Origin of the sequence: Pseudomonas sp. MWU13-2100, from assembly GCF_023242365.1 — a bacterium.
Lineage (GTDB): Bacteria > Pseudomonadota > Gammaproteobacteria > Pseudomonadales > Pseudomonadaceae > Aquipseudomonas.
In genome coordinates this window covers 113,053-132,373 of record NZ_JALLIX010000015.1, presented here as the reverse complement: position 1 = coordinate 132,373, position 19,321 = coordinate 113,053, and the positions used below count along the sequence as shown (strand labels likewise).

General features: G+C 64.3%; 22 protein-coding genes. 12 read left to right on the top strand and 10 right to left on the bottom strand.

The genetic code is table 11. The features are described 5' to 3' along the window. Positions 1-464 precede the first annotated feature (464 nt). Positions 465-1,112: a pyridoxamine 5'-phosphate oxidase gene (gene pdxH, locus M5B99_RS13305; protein WP_248804450.1), complete on the bottom strand. Its 648-nt coding sequence runs from the start codon at positions 1,110-1,112 to the stop codon at positions 465-467. A gap of 91 nt (positions 1,113-1,203) precedes the next feature. Then, a complete protein-coding gene (gene norR / locus M5B99_RS13300) occupies positions 1,204-2,733 on the bottom strand; it encodes a nitric oxide reductase transcriptional regulator NorR (RefSeq protein WP_248804449.1) in 1,530 nt (509 codons plus the stop codon). 153 nt (positions 2,734-2,886) lie between these two features. Here norR and ytfE point away from each other — a divergent pair, with 153 nt between their 5' ends. Next, positions 2,887-3,561, top strand: coding sequence for an iron-sulfur cluster repair protein YtfE (ytfE, locus tag M5B99_RS13295; protein ID WP_248804448.1), 675 nt, complete (start codon positions 2,887-2,889; stop codon positions 3,559-3,561). A gap of 73 nt (positions 3,562-3,634) precedes the next feature. Here the strand turns inward: ytfE and M5B99_RS13290 are convergent, their stop codons facing one another. Both M5B99_RS13290 and M5B99_RS13285 read right to left on the bottom strand, forming a co-directional pair. Beyond that, entirely contained in the window at positions 3,635-4,075 is a 441-nt protein-coding gene (locus tag M5B99_RS13290) for a CopD family copper resistance protein (protein WP_248804447.1), read from the bottom strand. Between the two features lie 25 nt (positions 4,076-4,100). Next, complete coding sequence (locus M5B99_RS13285; RefSeq protein WP_248804446.1) at positions 4,101-5,291, bottom strand: NnrS family protein; 1,191 nt, start codon at positions 5,289-5,291, stop codon at positions 4,101-4,103. Positions 5,292-6,014: 723 nt separating this feature from the next. On the opposite strand from M5B99_RS13285, the gene M5B99_RS13280 reads away from it, so the two are divergent. After that, positions 6,015-6,698 (top strand): Crp/Fnr family transcriptional regulator, encoded by a 684-nt coding sequence (locus M5B99_RS13280; protein WP_248804445.1) that lies wholly within the window; start codon positions 6,015-6,017, stop codon positions 6,696-6,698. Next, positions 6,695-6,895 (top strand): protein DnrP, encoded by a 201-nt coding sequence (locus M5B99_RS13275; RefSeq protein WP_248804444.1) that lies wholly within the window; start codon positions 6,695-6,697, stop codon positions 6,893-6,895. The genes M5B99_RS13280 and M5B99_RS13275 overlap by 4 nt, the downstream gene beginning before the upstream one ends. A 14-nt stretch (positions 6,896-6,909) precedes the next feature. Here the strand turns inward: M5B99_RS13275 and M5B99_RS13270 are convergent, their stop codons facing one another. The 6 genes from M5B99_RS13270 to M5B99_RS13245 all read right to left on the bottom strand — a co-directional run bounded on the left by M5B99_RS13270 (position 6,910) and on the right by M5B99_RS13245 (position 12,421). Further along, a complete protein-coding gene (locus M5B99_RS13270) occupies positions 6,910-8,745 on the bottom strand; it encodes a nitric oxide reductase activation protein NorD (RefSeq protein WP_248804443.1) in 1,836 nt (611 codons plus the stop codon). A gap of 76 nt (positions 8,746-8,821) precedes the next feature. Continuing rightward, complete coding sequence (locus M5B99_RS13265) at positions 8,822-10,249, bottom strand: cbb3-type cytochrome c oxidase subunit I (protein WP_248804442.1); 1,428 nt, start codon at positions 10,247-10,249, stop codon at positions 8,822-8,824. A gap of 3 nt (positions 10,250-10,252) precedes the next feature. Then, entirely contained in the window at positions 10,253-10,693 is a 441-nt protein-coding gene (locus tag M5B99_RS13260; protein WP_248804441.1) for a c-type cytochrome, read from the bottom strand. A 97-nt stretch (positions 10,694-10,790) separates the two neighbouring features. Continuing rightward, the gene (locus M5B99_RS13255) at positions 10,791-11,048 is read right to left on the bottom strand and encodes a cytochrome C oxidase subunit IV family protein (protein ID WP_248804440.1); all 258 of its coding nucleotides are present in this window, start codon (positions 11,046-11,048) and stop codon (positions 10,791-10,793) included. Between the two features lie 10 nt (positions 11,049-11,058). Next, positions 11,059-11,646, bottom strand: coding sequence for a cytochrome c oxidase subunit 3 family protein (locus M5B99_RS13250; protein WP_248804439.1), 588 nt, complete (start codon positions 11,644-11,646; stop codon positions 11,059-11,061). Then, the gene (locus tag M5B99_RS13245; protein WP_248804438.1) at positions 11,630-12,421 is read right to left on the bottom strand and encodes a CbbQ/NirQ/NorQ/GpvN family protein; all 792 of its coding nucleotides are present in this window, start codon (positions 12,419-12,421) and stop codon (positions 11,630-11,632) included. Before M5B99_RS13245 ends, M5B99_RS13250 begins: the two co-directional genes overlap by 17 nt. A 314-nt stretch (positions 12,422-12,735) precedes the next feature. On the opposite strand from M5B99_RS13245, the gene nirS reads away from it, so the two are divergent. Genes nirS through nirJ form a run of 9 tightly spaced genes read left to right on the top strand, consistent with a single transcriptional unit; the run spans position 12,736 to position 19,252 of the window. Continuing rightward, complete coding sequence (nirS, locus tag M5B99_RS13240) at positions 12,736-14,304, top strand: nitrite reductase (protein WP_248804452.1); 1,569 nt, start codon at positions 12,736-12,738, stop codon at positions 14,302-14,304. 24 nt (positions 14,305-14,328) lie between these two features. Next, on the top strand, positions 14,329-14,643 hold the full coding sequence (locus M5B99_RS13235) for a c-type cytochrome (protein ID WP_248804437.1): 315 nt from the start codon (positions 14,329-14,331) through the stop codon (positions 14,641-14,643). A gap of 40 nt (positions 14,644-14,683) precedes the next feature. Continuing rightward, positions 14,684-14,986, top strand: coding sequence for a c-type cytochrome (locus M5B99_RS13230; protein WP_248804436.1), 303 nt, complete (start codon positions 14,684-14,686; stop codon positions 14,984-14,986). Next, positions 14,983-16,161 carry a cytochrome D1 domain-containing protein gene (locus M5B99_RS13225; RefSeq protein ID WP_248804435.1) on the top strand — a complete coding sequence of 393 codons (1,179 nt, stop codon included), beginning with the start codon at positions 14,983-14,985 and terminating at the stop codon, positions 16,159-16,161. Before M5B99_RS13230 ends, M5B99_RS13225 begins: the two co-directional genes overlap by 4 nt. 1 nt (position 16,162) lies before the next feature. Continuing rightward, a complete protein-coding gene (locus M5B99_RS13220; RefSeq protein ID WP_248804434.1) occupies positions 16,163-16,621 on the top strand; it encodes an Lrp/AsnC family transcriptional regulator in 459 nt (152 codons plus the stop codon). Then, positions 16,618-17,133, top strand: coding sequence for an AsnC family protein (locus M5B99_RS13215; protein ID WP_248804433.1), 516 nt, complete (start codon positions 16,618-16,620; stop codon positions 17,131-17,133). The genes M5B99_RS13220 and M5B99_RS13215 overlap by 4 nt, the downstream gene beginning before the upstream one ends. Then, positions 17,126-17,569: an Lrp/AsnC family transcriptional regulator gene (locus M5B99_RS13210; RefSeq protein ID WP_248804432.1), complete on the top strand. Its 444-nt coding sequence runs from the start codon at positions 17,126-17,128 to the stop codon at positions 17,567-17,569. The genes M5B99_RS13215 and M5B99_RS13210 overlap by 8 nt, the downstream gene beginning before the upstream one ends. After that, the gene (locus M5B99_RS13205) at positions 17,544-18,047 is read left to right on the top strand and encodes a nitrite reductase (protein WP_248804431.1); all 504 of its coding nucleotides are present in this window, start codon (positions 17,544-17,546) and stop codon (positions 18,045-18,047) included. The genes M5B99_RS13210 and M5B99_RS13205 overlap by 26 nt, the downstream gene beginning before the upstream one ends. Before the next feature lie 26 nt (positions 18,048-18,073). Continuing rightward, positions 18,074-19,252 (top strand): heme d1 biosynthesis radical SAM protein NirJ, encoded by a 1,179-nt coding sequence (gene nirJ / locus M5B99_RS13200; RefSeq protein WP_248804430.1) that lies wholly within the window; start codon positions 18,074-18,076, stop codon positions 19,250-19,252. Positions 19,253-19,321 lie beyond the last annotated feature (69 nt).

The window sequence follows — 19,321 nt, the reverse complement described above, 5'->3', positions numbered from 1 at the left end:
CAGCGGCGCCAGTGTGTCGGTAAGGCTGGGGACCGCTGGCGGCAAGACGGTGGGTGGGGGGACGGGCCTTGGCGCGGGCCGCGCGTGAGGGTTTCCAAAAAGCCAAGTGTACAAGTTAGCCATGCTCAGGCCTCCATGGCGACGGGCGTCGACGCAACTTGTTGTGCGCCGGTGAAATTCAGGGTGAGAGGTGAGCAGCGTCATTTTCTATAACGCGTAAACCACCTGACGACCGCCACCATGAATTATCTCAACCGCCCACTCCATCCCCCTGAGCACCATTCGGAAGACTCCTGCAAACTTACAGAAATAACCTACAAATAGTCACCAGCAAGCAGCGCTCGAAGTCGCCCAAATGCGGCCAGTTTTTTCGAAACAGGCGAAAGCTCCTTCCCACATCATTTGCAGCCACTTGACTGAAGTGTCGACGGATTATTAAACGAAGCCCTTGTAAGAGCCGTGACTCAGGGGGCCAGGCGACCGTGCGTCCAGCCCCCCTGATGCAGCCGATAATCCAGACGATCGTGCAGGCGGTCGGCACGCCCCTGCCAGAACTCCAGGCGTTCCGGGACCAGGCAATAGCCGCCCCAGTGCTCGGGGCGCGGCGGCAGTTGGTCGGCGAAGCGCCCGGCGGTTTGCGCCAGCAGCGCTTCGAGTTGCGCCCGGTCGGCCAAGGGCTGGCTTTGCGGCGAGGCCCAGGCGCCGAGACGACTGGCCATGGAACGCGAGTCGAAGTAGGCATCGGACAGCCGCGGATCCAGCCTGGCGACCTGGCCTTCGATCCGTACCTGGCGCTCCAGCGCCGGCCAGAAGAAAGTCATGGCGGCATGGGGATTGGCCGCCAGGTCCTGGCCCTTGGCGCTCTGGTAATGGCCGAAGAAGGTGAAGCCGGCGTCGCTGAAACCCTTGAGCAGCAGCACCCGACAATGCGGTCGACCCTGCGCGTCGACCGTTGCCAGGCACATGCTGTTGGCCTCGACCGGCGCCTGCTCGGTCTCGCGGGCCTGTTGCATCCACTGGCGGAACAGCGACAGCGGATCCTGCGGCGCGGTCTCGTCCGGCAGGCCGTCCAGGGTGTAGTTACGGCGCATCTGAGCCAGGGAAAGGGGCATGCGGGTGATCTCCGGTAGGGGTTGTGCGCAGTGTGCGAGGCGGCACGCGCCAACACCTTGACCGTCATCAACAGCGGGCTTCGATCACCCCCTACTTGAGGCGCAGACGCCTGGCCAGTTTGTGCAGGTTGCTCGAATCGACCGCCAGCAGCCGGGCGGCGCTGGCCCAGTTGTTCCCGGTCAGGCTCAGAGCCTGGAGAATCTTCTGCCGCTGGCAATCGTCAAGGGCTTCACCCAGGGGTTGGAATGGCAGGTCGCCGGCGTCGTCCAAAAACGCCGGAGCCACTGTCGGCGTGCGGCCCAGGTTGCTGTCGAGATCGAGGATTTCCGCTTCCAGGGTAAGGATCAGGCTGCGACTGCCACCGCGACTGAGCTGCTTCAGCGCGGCGCGGCTGATCACATGTTCCAGCTCGCGGATATTACCCGGCCAGTGGTAAGCCAGCAGCACGCGCTCGGCCGCCGGCGCCAGGCGCAGGCCGCGCAGGCCGAGCCGGGTGCGATTGAGTTCGAGAAAATGCCCGGCCAACAGCAGCACATCGTTGCCGCGTTCACGCAGCGGCGGAATCGGTACCGGATATACCGACAGCCGGTGGTAAAGGTCGGCGCGAAACAGCCCGTCGCGAATGCTGTCCGGCAGATGCCGGTTGGTTGCGGCGATGATCCGCACATCCACATGCAGCGGCTTGTCCGCACCCAGGCGCTGGATCTCGCCGTTTTGCAGGGTGCGCAACAACTTGGCCTGCACGCTCAAGGGCAACTCGCCGACCTCGTCGAGAAACAGCGTGCCGCCGTTGGCCGCGTCGAAACGTCCGGCACGGTCACTGGTGGCCCCGGAAAACGCCCCTTTGACATGCCCGAACAACTCGCTCTCGGCCAGGGACTCCGGCAAGGCCGCGCAGTTGACCTGAATCAGCGGCTTGTGACTGCGCCGGGACAGGCGGTGCAGGCGGCGAGCGAACAGTTCCTTGCCGACCCCGGTCTCGCCGAGCAACAACACCGGCAACTCGGAATCGGCCAGGACATCCAGCTCGTTGAGCAACTGATGCAGGACTTCGCTCTGCCCGAGGATCTCACCCTCCGCGACCGGCATCCGCAGGTCCCGCGGGTCGCTGCGGGACAAGCGCAGGCTGCGGTTTTCCTGCTCGAGCCGGGTAACCCGCACGGCCGCCTCGATCTGCAAGGTGCAACGCTTGAGTTCATCCCGCGCCTGGCGGTCGAAGGTGCCGGGCTGCAGGGCATCGAGGGTGATGGCGCCCCAGACCCGCCCTTCCACATACAGGCTCACGCCCATGCAGTCATGCACCGCCAGCGGCTCGTTGAGCGCGTGCTCGAGCAGTCCGTCATAGGGGTCCGGCAAGCGACTGTCGGGCTCGAACCAGGTCGGCTCGCGCGACGCCATGATTGCCGCCAGGCGCGGATGCTGGGCAATCACAAAGCGCCGGCCCAAGGCTTCGTGCACCAGCCCCACCGTCGCCACCGGCCTGAGGCTGTCGTCATCCAGGCGCAGCAGGCCGACGGCGCCACTGTTGAAGTACTCGCGCAGGGTCTGCACCAGGCGTTGCAGGCGCACGGCATTGGGCAGCTCGACGATCAGGTCGGCGGCCAGGCTTTCACGCAACATGGTAATCATCACCCCTTATGGTTGTATTTACCCTGACGCATCAGGGTCATCATCACCACAACAAAAAAATAATCCGGTATTTTCAATAAGTTACAGATGGCATGCGCGATGCAATACGCCAGGGAACCCCTCAAACCCAAAGAAGGCACCCTGATGAGCCAGACACTTCTCGAACAAAGCCTCGGCCAGCTGGCCTGCGATATTCCTGGCGCCACACGGATTTTCCATCACTTCAACCTGGACTTCTGTTGCGGCGGGCAGAAAACCCTGCGCGAGGCGGCCCTGGCCAAACACCTCGACCCATTGCTGATTGCCGACGCCCTGCACGACCTGCAAGACAGCGGCGCGAGCCAGCATGACTGGCGCAACGAACCCGAGGACCTGCTGATCGCGCATATCCTCGAGCGCTACCACGCCCGGCACCGCGAGCAACTGCCGGAGTTGATTCGCCTGGCGCGCCGCGTCGAGCAGGTGCACGGTGCACGCGAGAATTGCCCGAACGGCCTGGCCGACCACCTGCACGACATGCAGCAGGAACTCGAAGGACACATGCTCAAGGAGGAACAGGTGCTCTTTCCGCTGCTGCAACGGGGCCTCGGTCGCCAGACCGCCCCACCGATCCAGGTACTGCGCCTGGAACACGATCAACATGGCGCGGCCCTGGAAATCCTGCTGGCACTGACCGATAACATCACCCCACCGGCCGAAGCCTGTAACACCTGGCGCGGCCTGTATCGCGGGTTGCAGGAGTTTCGTGATGACCTGATGCAGCACATCCACCTGGAAAACAACATCCTCTTCGTCAAGGCTCTGAACCCGGCCCAGTGACCCCACCAGCCAGACCGATCCGCACCCGCCAGATGACGGGTGCGTTTTTTTTGCCTGCGCAGCGGACCGTGGCTCAAGCCTGCCAATAGAACATGGCCTTGGCCAGGATCACGATCAACACCATGTGCCCGAGGATGCTGCGCCGGATCCAGTCGGCGCGGCGCGGCGTCAGCCGTGAACGTTGCAGCCAGTAGGCGAGCAACAGGTAATGCCCGACGATGCTCAGGGCCAGGGTGATCTTCAGGCTCAACAGACTGGCAAAACGGCTGTCCAGGGGATGACTCAAGGCGCCCCGGTACTGCCAGGCCAGGCCGATGCCGGCGCCGTACAACAGCAACACCACGCCATGCAGCACCTTGCGCGAGCGCACCGCGATGGCCTGGTCCGCCGGCGCCTGCGTGCCGGCGGGCAATTGCCGGCGCGCCGCATGCCAGATGCACACCTCGAAAAACAGCGTACCGATAAAGGCGATGGCCGCCAGCAGATGGGTAACCAGTAACCAGGGATAAATCATCGTCCACCTCCACTGTCCGGCCGACTCATCCCGGATGCCCGTCGACCCGGGCCCGCAGCAACATCGGACCGTAGCGCCAGGCATACAGCCCAAATGCCAGGACCCAGCACAGCGCCGCCAGCCACAACCCGGCCAACGGCAGGAACAGCACCAGCACGACCCGACTGAAACACGCCAGGTTGAGCAAGACAAACGCCGGGGTCATACCCGCCGGCGGCTCCAGCGCCCGACCGGTATGCCCGAGGCTGACCCGCGCGATCATCGCCAGGATCAACCCGGCCATGGCCCCGATCGTCAGGCCATGCACCGCCAGACTGGGGTTTAACGGCACGCCGAAGTGCCACAGGGCCATGCCCAGGCAGGCCAGCGCCAACCAGCCGTAGGCCAGGTACAGCGACCACAGCAGCGGCACGCGCCAGAGTCCGCGATCATGCCAGCGCAACAGGCGCAACAGATGCCCTACCGCCAGTGCGCCGAACAGCAAACCGACCCAGATATTGACGACGAGCGCCGGTCCAAGGGCATACAACAGCGCCATCAGCGCGGAGCCGGCCAGCAGCAGGCGATCGAGCCGGGGCCAGGGGGCGACACCCTCGACCCGGCCAAGACCGCGCTGGATGAAAAATGGAATGACCCGACCGCCGATCAGGCCCATCATCGCCGCCACCAGCCAGAGGCCGGTCAGCACGGCCTGGCGCTGCCAGCTTTCGTGGCCGGGCAGCAGGCCGTAAAGCGCCAGCCCGTCCGCGCCGGCCAGCAACAGCAATAGCAGGACAATCGGGTAGTTGCGTTTCTGCCGGACCTTCCACAGCGTGGTGCCCATCAGCACCGCCACCGCCAGGGGAAACGCCAGCTCCAGCGGCGCCAGTAGTGACCAGGGCAGATTCGCCAACCAGGCCAGGCGCGCCAGCAACCAGAGCAGGGCCAGCGCCGCCAACGGCTTGCCGCTGAGGCCGGGCTGGCCGGTCCAGGTCTGGACTGCGGTCAACAGAAAACCGGCAACAATCGCCAGGCCAAAGCCGAACAACAGTTCATGTCGATGCCACGCCAACCAGCCACCCGCCGGTTGCCAGCCGCCCATGGCACCGCTCAAGGCCAGCAGCCAGAGCGGTACCACCAGCAGCGCCAGGCCGGCGCCGGCGAGGAAAAACGGCCGGAAGGCCAGGCGCAACAGCGGCGGGATCGCCAGCGCGGTACGGCGCTCAATTACTTGCATGAAGCTACTCCTTTACCTTGTTGCCGACCTGACACCAGCCCGCACGCGATGAATGATGTTGCCGGGCAATCATCAGCTGTTCGCAAGTCATCGCGGTTGTCATAAATCAAGTCGGCCGGGGAACGCTTGGCTAACCTGGCCAACCGTTGTCGGATACGCCAGTGCAAGGGGCGTGCCCCGACTCCCGAGGTGCCCCGGCAACCCGTGGTAACCCGGTGTGTCTCACCGGCAGCGGACAGTTCCCGCTACCGCAGATGCTTGCAGCCAGGGTAAAAATGACCATTTTAGGGTTATTTACACCCTGATTGACGGGGTATTTATGACCTTGTCGCCACAGATATCCAGTGGCTAAAAGCCGGGTGTTATGTCGTTCAGCGTCGGCCGAACGCGGTCCCTATGGGAGCAGAGCTTGCTCGCGAAGGGGCCCTTGAGACCGCTAAAAGCTTCGCGGGCAAGCTCCGCTCCCACAGCGTTGCACTGCGTTTTCAATGTTTTGTTTCCTTAGCTGAACAGCATAAGGGTCTGGCGCCTGGCCCGGGTCTTGCTCAACCAGCACACCGCCAACCCCTTCCCGACCAACCGGAGTCGTCATGAAAGCAGTTATCCAGCCACTGGCCTGGTTCGTGGTCCTGAGTTCGATCATCGCCATCGCCAGCAGCCTCTCGCTCGGCCTTGTCTGAGGGCACGGCGCCTCCCCCTTTTCCGCTATCAGGATGAATTGCCATGGTGCTTCACCGCGTCCATCACCAGATCCTACGCAGCCATCATCTGTTCGAGCCGCTGAGCGACCAAGAGATGGATGAATTGATGGCTTCCAGCCATTTGCTCAGCATCGACAAGGGCGAACCGCTGTTTCGCCAGGGCGAGCCGGCCGACGCCTTCTACTTCGTGATTGCCGGCGCAGTGAAGATCTACCGCCTGACCCCCGACGGCCAGGAGAAAGTGTTCGAGGTCATCGGCCCACGGCAAACCTTCGCCGAGGCGATGATGCTGATGGACACCCCGAACTATGTGGCCTCGGCCGAAGCCGTCGGTCCGTGCCAGCTCTATCGGCTGTCCAACAGCGCCTACCTGCGCCTGCTGCAGAGCAACAACCGCCTGCCCTTCGCCCTGCTCGGCAAACTCTGTGTACGCCTGCATCAGCGGGTCAATGAAATCGAAACCCTGTCGCTGAAGAACGCCACCCACCGGGTGGTGCGTTATCTGCTGACGCAACTGGTGCACCTGCAGCCCGTCAACTATCAGTTCGAACTGCCGATGGCCAAGCAACTGATTGCCGGACACCTGTCGATCCAGCCGGAGACCTTCTCGCGGATCATCCGCCGCCTGATCGACGAGAAAATCATCACCCAGGACGGTCGCCAGATCGTCATCCTCGATCGCCCGCGCCTGGAACAGTTCGAGTGAAGGCCCTGTCCACCTGCCTGTATTGCCAGCATCACAACCCGCCCGGGGAAAGCGAATGCCGCCGCTGCGGCATGCCGCTGCCGGCCCTGGCGGCAAAGGCCGAAGCACGCCGGCTACGGCGCTTCCAGTGGTTCTGCATCGGCCTGACGATCTTCTGCGTGATCATGTTCTTCTGGCTGCCACGCAGTATCCCCTGAGCACAGGGAACACCTCAGGGCTGGGTCAACTGGCGATACAGTTGCGGCAGACGCAGGGGCAATTGCTCCGGCTGGCGGATCAGCGTGTAGCCATTGGCCCCGAACATATACGGCAGGTAAGCCCCGGCTTCGCGGTCGATGGTGATACAGAACGGGGTCAGCCCCAGGCGCCGGGCTTCCAGTACCGCCTGGCGGGTGTCCTCGACACCGTAGCGGCCTTCATAGAGATCCAGGTCATTGGGCTTGCCATCCGTCAGCAACAGCAACAGCTTGCGGCGGCGCTTGCAGCCGCTCAGCAGGCGGCTGGCCTGGCGAATCGCCGCGCCCATGCGCGTGTAGTAACCCGGCTTGAGCGCCTGAATGCGCCCGCGAGTGTGGTCGTCATAGCCTTGCCTGAACGCCTTGAGTTCCTGTAGACGCACATGCTGGCGACGCAACGAGGAAAACCCGTACAGGGCAAAGTCGTCACCCAGCACCGACAGTGTTTCGCCGAACAGCAACAGGCTGTCGCGGATCACCTCGATCACCCGATGCCGGTCGTTCAGGTGCGCGTCAGTGGACATCGAGATATCCGCCAGCAACAGGCACGCCAGGTCCCGATGGGTCTGGCGCTGCTCCTTGAACAAACCCCGTTCGGCACAGCGGCCGTGCTCGCGCTCGACGTAAAAATCCAGCCAGGCCTGCATATCCAGCTCCGTTCCCTGGGGCTGTTGGCGCAGCCACTGGCGCTCGGGCCGCAGGTGTTCGAACTGGCGCCGCAAACGCTGCGCCGCCGGCCGTAGGCGCGACGGCAGTGGCTGTGCCGGGCAATCGCGCGGCACGAACATCTGCAGATTGACGAAGTCGTCCTGCAGGCGGCCTTTGCGATAATCCCACTCCGGTAACTTGATGCCCTCCCCCAACGGGATATCGTCGACATCCGCTGGCGGCAGATCCAGGTCCAGTTTAAGCCCGCCGCCCTTGCGCAGACGGGTGCGCGACAGGCTCAGTTCATCCAGGTCGGCGGCGACCCTGGCGGCATCCGGGTCTTCGCGCTCGTCCGACCAGCGATCGAGGTCAACATGCTCGGTCCAACTGAACAGGTTCTCCAGGCGCACGATCAGCAGCCCGCCCTCGCGGCTGCTGTCATCAATCCGGGTGGCGCGCTTGCGCCCGCCTTCCTGCTCACCGGGAGAGGCCGGCAGGGACTCCGCCGAATCGTCAAGATCGGCGGCCTGCGGGCTGGCCAGGTGCAGCGGCGGATACAACCACAGCGGCAATGGCCAGGCCGCCCGCTCGCTGCGGGGAAGCGCCTGGACACTGCCCGGCTCGCGCAAGGCCTGGCACAAGGCCCGTTCCAGGGCGGCCTCGGCCGGTTTCAAGGTGGCCGGATCCGGGCGCAGTTGCAGGTGCGCCGCGACCAGCCGGCGGTAACGCGGCACCAGCGCCGGATAGCGCTGCAACAAAGCCTGCGTCCAGCGCTGATTGTCCCGGCCCCAGTGCCGCATCGGCCCGGCCTGCGCCGCCAGCAGGGTCAACCAGCGATAGAGTTCCTCATTCAGGCCGGCCTCGGGAAACACCGCGAGGCTCGCCGGCAGGCGCAGGTTATCGGCATCGCAGCAGGCCAGCGGCACTTGCCGGCAGGTCCCGGCGATCTGCTGCAACAGGCTGCGGCGCAGCAGCAGATCGCGTTCGCAGACCGTCTCCACGCCCCGGCCGGCCCCGTCCATGGCGCGAAACAACAGTGCCAGAGCGCGTTGCCGCTGGGCCAGCTCGACCCGCGCCTCGGGAAAATCGACGCTGGCGCGGCGAGTGATAAAGCGATGCCAGACACTGCCGACCCACTCTTCCAGTTCAAGGGTAAAAGCCATGGAGCCCACCTTGTTCAAGAACCAAAAACGGCCCGCTATCACAGCCGGGCCGACCTTTCCCAGATGTCACGACGCCTCAGGAAGGAACCACCGCCGCCGGCGCGCGCAAAGCGGCGCGCCCACGCTGGCGGAAGCTCAACAGATAACAGAGCAGCCCCGCCAGGAACCCCACTCCGCTGGCCAGACGGGCCCAGAACAACGTGGTCAGGTGCTCCATCGTCGCCATGAACGGCAAGGCGATGCCGTCGGGCTGCCAGCGTTGCAGATAGATCTGCACGACGCCCGCGGCGGTGAGCAGCAGCGTGATCATCACCATCGACAGGGTCATCAACCAGAAGCCCCAGATCTCCAGGTTCTGCGCACGCTCGTCGGCGGCTTCACCGAGCCCGCGCAAGCGCGGCATGGCGTAGCTGATCAGGGTCATCACGATCATCGCGTAGGCCCCGTAGAACGACAGGTGGGCGTGGGCGTTGGTCAACTGCGTGCCATGGGTGTAGTAGTTGACCGGGGCCAGGGTATGCAGGAAGCCCCAGACGCCGGCGCCGAAAAACGCGGTCACCGTGGTGCCCTTGGCCCACAGCGTGGCGGCGCGGTTCGGGTGTTGCCGGCGACGGTTCTTCACCATGCTGAAGGCGAAGATCACCATGGCCAGGAACGGTAGCGGCTCCATCGCCGAGAAGATCGAACCAACCCACAGCCAGACCTCCGGCCCACCGATCCAGAAGTAATGGTGGCCGGTGCCGATGATCCCGGTGATCAGCGCCATGGCGATAATCACATAGAGCCATTTCTCGACCACTTCGCGGTCGACCCCGGTGATCTTGATCAGCACGAAGGCCAGCATCGAGCCCATGATCAGCTCCCAGACGCCTTCCACCCAGAGATGCACCACCCACCACCAGTAGAACTTGTCGCGCACCAGGTTGCCGGGATTGTAGAAGGAGAACAGGAAGAACACCGCGAGCAGCACCAGCCCGGTCATCATCACCACGCTGACCGTGGTCTTGCGGCCTTTGAGCATCGTCATGCCGATGTTGTAGAGAAAGCCCAGGCACACCACCACGATGCCCATCTTGGTGATGGTCGGCTGCTCCAGGTACACCCGACCCATGGTCGGCAGCAGCTCGTTGTGGGTCAGCCTGGCCAGCCCCGCGTAAGGCACCAGCAGGTAGCCGAGAATGGTCAGCACGGCGGCGGCGGCGAACACCCAGAACAGCACGATAGCCAGCTTCGGACTGTGCAGTTCACGGTCGGACTCTTCCGGGATCAGGTAGTACGCGGCGCCCATGAAGCCGAACAGCAGCCAGACGATCAACAGGTTAGTGTGCACTATCCGCGATACGTTGAAGGGAATGGTCGGGAACAGGAAGTCCCCGACCACGTATTGCAGACCCATGATCAAACCGAACAGTATCTGGCCGAGAAACAGTATCAGGGCGAACACGAAGTACGGTTTGGCCACGGCTTGCGAGGCGAATTTCAGATGGGGATTGGCAATACTCATCTCTTAGCCCTCCTTGTTTGGCGGCCAGCCATTGGTATTGATTTTCGAGCTCCACTTGAGGAACTCGGCGATGTCGTCGACTTCCTGCGTACTCAGGTTGAATTGCGGCATCGCCCGGCGCCCGGGTACTCCCAGGGGTTGCATTTTCATCCAGGCCTGCAGGAAGGGCTTGAAGCCCGCCTCGCCGCCGCGGCGCTGGAACACGTTGCCCAGTTCCGGCGCGAAATAGGCGCCCTCCCCCAGCAGCGTGTGGCAACCGACACAGTTGTTTTGCTCCCAGACCAACTTGCCGCGCAGCACCGAGTCGCTTAATTGCGCTTCATTGCTGCGAGCGGGAAAGGTCTGCTCCGAGTGATAGGTCAAGGCCAGGAATATCAGGAAAAAGAACACGCTTCCCCCGAAATAGATATTCCTGGCCATGCCCTTGGTGAAGGTCTCTGACATGGTCGCTTCCTCTTTGCTTGGCCTGTCCATTCTAGGAAGCGGGGGGGTGAAAACAGCTTGATGGCGATCAAGAATCTCCAATGGTTTTACTCGGGTATTAGCCGCGCAGGCCCAAGCCCAAGCCCAGTAGCAGCGCCAGCACCAGGGGCCAGCCCAGCAGCAGGCGGCGCCAGAGTCGCGGCGCATGGCGCAATTCCATGAAACCCTCGGTGATCAGCCAGGCCTTGGCCACCGCCAGCAACAGCACGAGCAGGCTCAGCGGCCAGCGCAGCAGCCCCTGTGCCAGCAGCAGGGTGCCCAGGCTCAAGGTGGCCAGGGCCGCCCAACAGATCAGCAAAAAACTGCGAGCGGACATGCGCACCTCGTCAATCCAGAACGTAGACCAGCGGAAACAGCAGGACCCAGACCAGATCGACCATGTGCCAATACAGCACCCCGGATTCGAATCCGCTGCACCTCTCGGCGTCATACCGGCCGCGTCGGCAACCTTCCGCCAGCCAGCCGAGAATCAGCATGCCGAGCAGCACATGGAGGAAATGAAAGCCGCTGAGGATCCAGTACAGGGTGAAGAAGGTGTTGTGCTCAAGGCCCAGCCCCAAATCCAGCAGATGCCGGTACTCGCCGAGCTTGAGCAGCAGGTAGACACTGGCGACGAGCAACGCCGCCAACAGCAGGAGCGCCGCCTGGCGCGGCCGTGCTTGCCGGACCCGCTCCTGCGCCAGCGCCGCGCACAACCCGGCGCTGAGCAGGCTCAGGGTCATCGCCAGCCCGGTGGAGGTATCGAGCAGTTGGCGGCCGGCGGCGAACAATTGGGGCTTGAGCAGCTGGGTCACGGCAAATGCCAGGATCAGCACGGCGAATACCGAGAGCTCGGCGAGGATGAAAAACCACATCGCCAGATCCCCCGGCAAGTGGCGACGCGGGGGAGCGGTGAGCTCAAGCGAAATGGACATCGACCACGTCCATCAACGCGGCCACCGTCACCGGGTCATCGCTCAGCGGCTCGGCCAGGCAGGCCAGGCAGGCCTCGCGCGGGCTCATGCCGGCGCCGATCATGCGCGCGGTGAAAATCAGCAGGCGGGTCGAGGCCACCTCTTCCAGGTCATGCTGTTCCAGCCGGCGCAGGGCCTGCCCGAGTCGGACCACCTGGCTGGCCAGGGCGCCGTCGACCTGCGCCTCACGCCGCACAATACGTTCTTCCTCGGCCGGCGGCGGATAGTCGAAACGCATCGCCACGAAACGCTGGCGGGTGCTCGGTTTCATGCCCTTGAGCAGGTTCTGGTACCCCGGGTTATAGGACACCACCAACATAAAGGATGGCGGTGCCTGCAGGACTTCCCCGGTGCGTTCGAGAAACAGCTCGCGGCGGCCATCGGCCAGCGGATGCAAGACCACCACAGTGTCCTGGCGGGCCTCGACCACTTCGTCGAGGTAGCAGATTCCGCCTTCGCGCACCGCCCGAGTCAACGGCCCATCCTGCCACCAGGTGCCCTGGGCGCCGATCAGATGGCGGCCGATCAGGTCGGCGGCGCTCAGGTCATCATGGCAGGCCACGGTGTGCAGCGGCAGTTTCAGCTGGTGCGCCATGTGCTGGACGAAGCGCGTCTTGCCGCAGCCCGTGGGGCCCTTGATCAGCACCGGCAGGCCATGCCGCCAGGCCTGTTCGAACAGCGCCTGCTCATTGTTCAGCGGTTGATAGAAGGGTTCGCAAGCATGCCTGGGGTCCATGGGGTTACCTGATTCGACAGCGGGTTCAAGGCCCACGCTAAGGCGCCCTGCGACAACCTGGCAAGTGACCTGGCCGGCAATCTTGATCGCCGTCAAGCGAACATCGCCCTGCCCGGGCATAGCCTTGACCGGCACTAAGAACCTGCGCCCGGTGCTGGCGTTCCAGCACACCGCAAAGGTCTTGCCTGAGGAGAAATGGAATGCCGATCAGCAGTAGAAAAACCTTTGCCCTGAGCCTCGCCGGGTTGTTCTCGGCCGTGGTCCTGGCCCTGCCCCAGGCCGCCAGCGCCACGCCGGCAACCACTGCGCCAGCGATGGTCAGCAGCCCCGGCGCACCCGACCTGAGCCAAGCCGATTTCGACGCAGCCAAGCAGATTTACTTCCAGCGTTGCGCCGGCTGTCACGGTGTACTACGCAAGGGGGCCACCGGCAAGCCTCTGACCCCGGACATTACCCAGTCCCGCGGCCAGGCCTACCTGGAAGCCTTGATCACCTATGGCTCGCCGGCGGGCATGCCGAACTGGGGCACCTCCAATGCGCTGACCAAGGAACAGATCACGCTGATGGCCAAGTTCATTCAGCACACCCCACCGACACCACCGGAATGGGGCATGGCCGAGACCCTGAAAACCTGGAAAGTCCTGGTCAAGCCCGAGGACCGCCCGACCCGCCAGTTGAACAAGCTCAACCTGCAGAACCTGTTCTCGGTGACCCTGCGCGACGACGGCAAGATCGCCCTGGTCGACGGTGACAGCAAGCAGATCGTCAAGGTCATCGAGACCGGCTATGCGGTGCACATCTCGCGGATCTCCGCCTCCGGTCGCTACCTGCTGGTGATCGGTCGCGACGCGCGGATCGACATGATCGACCTGTGGCCGCTGGAGCCGACCAAGGTCGCCGAAGTCAAGGTCGGCATCGAGGCGCGATCGGTGGAGACCTCCAAGTTCAAGGGCTACGAAGACAAATATACGATCGCCGGTTCGTACTGGCCGCCGCAGTTCACCATCATGGATGGCGAAACCCTCGAACCGAAACAGATCGTCTCGACCCGAGGCATGACCGTCGACACCCAGGAGTACCACCCGGAACCACGGGTCGCGGCCATCATCGCCTCCCACGAATGGCCGGAGTTCATCGTCAACGTCAAGGAAACCGGCAAGGTCCTGCTGGTCAATTATCAGGACATCAAGAACCTCACCATCACCAGCATCGACGCCGCGCCGTTCCTGCATGACGGCGGCTGGGACAGCACGCACCGCTACTTCATGACCGCGGCCAACAACTCGAACAAGGTCGCGGTGATCGACTCCCGCGAGCGCAAGTTGACCGCGCTGGTGGAGGTCGGCAAAACCCCGCACCCGGGACGTGGCGCCAACTTCGAGCATCCGTTGTACGGACCGGTCTGGGCCACCAGCCACCTGGGCGATGCCGGGATTTCCATGATCGGCACCGACCCGCTGAAGCACCCGCAATACGCCTGGAAACAGGTCGGCTCGCTCAAGGGCCAGGGCGGCGGTTCGCTGTTTATCAAGACCCACCCCAACTCCCGCCACCTGTATGTCGACACCCCGCTCAATCCGGACGCGAAGATCAGCCAGTCGGTGGCGGTGTTCGATATCGACAAGCTCGACGCCGGCTATACCGTGCTGCCGATCGCCGAATACGCCGGGATCAAGCAAGGCGCCATGCGCGTCGTGCAACCGGAATACAACAAGGCCGGCGATGAAGTCTGGTTCTCGGTGTGGAGCGGCCAGGCGGACGAGTCGGCGCTGGTGGTGATCGACGACAAGACCCTCAAGCTCAAGGCGGTGATCAAGGACAAGCGACTGATCACGCCTACCGGCAAGTTCAACCTCTACAACACCCAATACGACATCTATTGAGTGCCATCAACGCAAGGAGCCGTGATGAAAAATATCCTGCTGTCACTCGTCGCCCTGGGCGCCGCGCTGAGCCTGCAACCGCTGCAGGCCCAGGACGCGCCGGAGCTGTTCAAGAGCAAACCCTGCACCGCCTGCCACGCCGTCGACAGCAAGCTGGTGGGGCCGGCGCTCAAGGACGTGGCCGCCAAGAATGCCGGCGTCAACGGCGCCGTGGAGACCCTGGCCAGCCATATCAAGAACGGCACGCAGGGCAACTGGGGACCGATACCGATGCCGGCCAATCCGGTCAGCGACGACGAAGCCAGGCAGCTGGCGACGTGGGTCCTGAGTCTCAAATAAGCCCAGGGAGGGCATCATGAAAGCTTGTCGATACGCGCTGATGACTGTCCTTCTCCTGCTGCTCCAGGGCACCGCGCTGGCGGCGCCCGATGCCCGCCGCCAGGCACAACTGGACAATCTCCTGGCCCAGGACTGCGGCGCCTGCCACGGGCTGCACATGACCGGCGGGCTCGGTCCCGAACTGACCCGCGCGGCCCTGGCCGGTAAATCCCGCGACAACCTGATTGCCACCGTGACCCTCGGCCGGCCCGGCACTGCCATGCCCGGCTGGGGGCCTCTGCTCAGTCCCGGCGACATTCGCTGGCTGGTCGACCTGCTACTGCAAGGATACCCCGCACCATGATCCGTTCATTCCTGCTGTCGACAGCACTTGGCCTGTCGTTGTCCGCCTGTGTCCAGGCGCCGTTGCGCGGCAGCGGCGATCTGGGGCTGGTGGTGGAGCGCGCCTCCGGCAGCGTGCAAATCATCGAAAGCGACGGCAAGACCGCGCTGGCCCGAATCGAGGGTTTCGGCGACTTGTCGCATGCCTCGGTGGTGTTCTCCCACGACCAGCGCTACGCCTATGTGTTCGGCCGCGATGGTGGCCTGAGCAAAGTCGACCTGCTGGGCCAACGCATCGATCGGCGGGTGCTCCAGGCCAACAACAGCATCAGCGGCGCCATCAGCCAGGATGGCAAGCTGGTCGCGGTGTCCAACTACGTGCCCGGCGGCGTCAAGGTGTTCGACGCCGTGACCCTGCAACAGGTCGCGGATATTCCCGCCACCCTGCTGCCTGACGGGGTCAAGCGCTCGCGGGTGGTCGGGCTGGTGGATGCCCCCGGGCAACGTTTCGTGTTCAGTCTGTTCGATACCGGCGAGATCTGGAGCGCCGACTTCAGCCAGGGCCTGACGCCACGGATAACCCGCTTCAGCGGTATCGGCAAACAACCCTACGATGCGCTGATCACCGGCGACGGGCGCTACTACATCGCCGGGCTGTTCGGCGAGGACGGCATGGCCCAGCTCGATCTCTGGTATCCCGAGCGTGGAGTGCGCCGAATACTCGGCGACTACGCTCACGGCCAGGCGAAACTGCCGGTGTACAAGATGCCCCACCTCAAAGGCTGGGCCGTGGCCAATAACCAGGCGTTCGTTCCCGCGGTCGGTCAGCACCAGGTGCTGGTGATGGACACGCGCAACTGGCAGCAGACCGATGCGATCAAGGTTGCCGGCCAGCCGGTATTCGTCACCTCGCGCCCGGATGGCCGGCAGCTATGGGTCAACTTCGCCTACCCGGACAACGACCGGGTGCAAGTCATCGACAGCGAGACCCACGCGCTGCTCGCCGATCTGCGCCCGGGGCCGGCGGTGTTGCATATGGAGTTCACCGCCCGCGGCGATCAACTCTGGCTGTCCGTGCGCGACGGCGACCAGGTGCAAATCTGGGACCCCTACAGCCTGAAACAGCTGGGCAGCCTGCCGGCGAGCAAGCCGAGCGGCATTTTCTTCAGCAGCCGCGCGCAAAAGACGGGGTATTGAGATGATCGCCGATACCCTCCAGCAGCGCCTGATCGAACACTTCCAGCACGGCATGCCGATCGGCGCCGAACCCTATCGGCAGATGGCCGAAGCGCTGGATTGCAGCCAGGACCAGGTGCTCGCCTGCCTGCAACGGATGGCACAGGCCGGCAGCCTGTCGCGGATCGGCCCGGTGTTCGAGCATAGCCGCGCCGGCGCCAGCACCCTCGCCGCCCTGGCCGTGCCCGTCGAACGCCTGCAACAGGTGGCCGAACGGATCAACCGCTACCCCGAGGTCAATCACAACTATGCCCGGGAACATCACTACAACCTGTGGTTCGTCCTGACCGGCCCGGATCGCCAGCACCTGCAACGCATTCTCGACGAACTGCGGGACGACACCGGCCTCATCCCGCTGGACCTGCCGATGCTGAGCGCCTATCGCATCGACCTGGGTTTTGCCCTGGGAGACACGCCATGAAGCCGCCGCTCGCGGCCGCGCAGGCCCTGGCCCTGCGACGGCAACTGGAACTCGGCCTGCCCTTGCTGCCACGGCCGTACCTGGCCCTGGCGCAACAGATCGGCGCCGATGAACGCCAGGTGCTCGCACAAATGCACCAATGGCAGGAGCAACAGCTGTTCCGCCGCATCGGTCTGGTACTCAACCACCGGGCCCTGGGCTTCGACGCCAACGCCATGCTGGTGCTGGACATCCCGGATGCGCTGGTCGACGAGGTCGGTCAACGCCTCGGCCGGGCCGCCGGTATCAGTCTTTGCTATCAGCGCCCGCGACGCCTGCCGCAGTGGCGCTACAACCTGTTCTGCATGATTCACGGACGCCAGCGCGAGCGGGTCGAGGCGCAGATCCAGGCGTTGCTGGAGCAACATCTGCTGAGCGACCTGCCACATCAGATCCTCTTCAGCACCCAGGCCTTCAAACAATGCGGCGCACGCTTTGCGCCCGCGTCAGGCGGAGCCGCGGCCCATGGATGAACTCGACCGACGCCTGATCAACCGCCTGCAACTGGGCCTGCCGCTGGTGCGCGATCCCTGGCGCGAACTGGCCGACGAACTGCACAGCAGCAGCCATGAGCTGCGCCAACGCCTGCAACAACTGCTGGAGAACGGCAGCCTCACCCGCTTCGGCCCGATGTTCGACATCGAACGGCTCGGCGGCGCCTTCACCCTGGCCGCGCTGACGGTCCCCGAGGCACGTTTCGAGGCGGTCGCCGAACTGCTCCGGGGCATGCCCGAAGTGGCGCACAACTACCGCCGCGAACACGCCTGGAACATGTGGTTCGTGCTCGGCTGCGCCAGCGCACAAGGTCTGGACGAGGCGCTACAGCGCATCGAACAGCAGACCGGCCTGGTACCGCTCAACCTGCCCAAAGAGGAGACCTACCATGTCGGTCTGTATTTCCCCGTCTGAAGACCACTTGACCCGACGCCTGATCGAACTGACCCAGGCCGGCCTGCCCTTGCTCGACGACCCTTGGGCCTGGCTCGCCGAACAGTTGCAGTTGAGCGTCGAGTCAACCCTGGACCTGCTCAAGCGCTTGCAGGCCGAGGGCGCGATCCGCCGTATTGCCGCGGTGCCCAACCACTATCGCCTGGGCTATCGCTTCAACGGCATGACCGTCTGGGATGTACGGGACGCCGAGATGCCGCGTCTCGGCGCGCTGATCGGTGCCCAGCCTTTCGTCAGCCACTGCTATCGCCGGCCACGCCGAAGCGCCTGGCGCTACAACCTGTTCGCGATGGTCCATGGCCGCAGCGCCAAGGAAATGAATGGCTACCGCGAACAGCTTCGCGACTTGCTCGGTGATGCCAGTGCCGCCGACGCGATGCTGGTGAGCAGCCGCATCCTGAAAAAGACCGGTTTGCGCCTGTCCCCCGCCCAGCGCTGAGCACAGGCCATTACAAGGAGAGCGACATGTTAAGGATCAGCCATTACCTGCGAGCCCTCGCCGGCCAGGGTCCCACGCCGAACAGCGCCACACCCGGCAGCCCGCGCGCGCCGGTGGTGATCTGGAACCTGCTCAGGCGCTGTAACCTGACCTGCAAGCACTGCTACGCCACCTCGGCCGACAGCGTATTTCGCGATGAGCTGGATACCCCGGCGGCCCTGCGGGTGATCGACGACCTGCAGGCCGCCGGGGTGAAAGTGCTGATCCTCTCCGGCGGCGAACCGCTGCTGCGCGAGGACCTGTTCCAGCTCAGTGCCCACGCCAGGAGCCACGGCATGTTTGTCGCCCTTTCCACCAATGGCACGCTGATCGATCAACACAATATCGCCCGGATCAGCTCGGCCCGATTCGACTATGTGGGCATCAGCCTCGACGGCCTGGAAGCCACCCACGATGCCTTCCGCCAGTGCCAGGGCAGCTTTGCCCGCTCGCTACGGGCGATCCGGCTCTGCCGCGAACACGGCATCCGGGTCGGCATGCGCACCACCCTGACCCAGGAGAACCACGCCCAACTGCCCGCATTGCTGGCACTGATGCGCGAGTACGACGTACAGAAATTCTACCTGTCGCACCTCAACTACAGCGGTCGCGGCAAACGCAGCCGGCGCCTCGATGCCCGCCAACAGATGAGTCGCGAAGCCATGAGCCTGCTGTTCGAACAGGCCTGGACGGATATCGAACAGGGCCGCGACAGCGACTTTGTCAGCGGCAACAACGATGCCGACGCCATTCTCCTACTGCAGTGGGTGGGTCGCCGGCTGCCGGCGTATTACCCGCGCCTGGAGCAGATGCTGCGCGCCTGGGGCGGCAACGCTTCGGGCAGCGGCATCGCCAATATCGACAACACCGGCGAGGTCCATCCGGACACCTACTGGTGGCAACACTCGGTGGGCAATGTGCGCCAGACCGCCTTTCGCCAGCTCTGGCTGGAACAGCCCGCCCCGTTGCTGCTGCGCCTGCGCGAACATCCCCGCGCCGTTGGCGGGCGCTGCGCCGAATGCCGTTGGCTGAGCATCTGCAACGGCAATACCCGGACCCGCGCCTGGGCCGAGGGCGATCTCTGGGGCCAGGACCCCGGTTGCCACCTCAGTGACGAAGAAATCGGCCTGCCGGCCCCGCCCACCATTCCTTGCGTCATGCACTGAAACGCCTGCCCGGCCCACCCTCCGACTCAGGATGGCGCCGCCACAACCGATCAAGCATCAAGGAAGCCG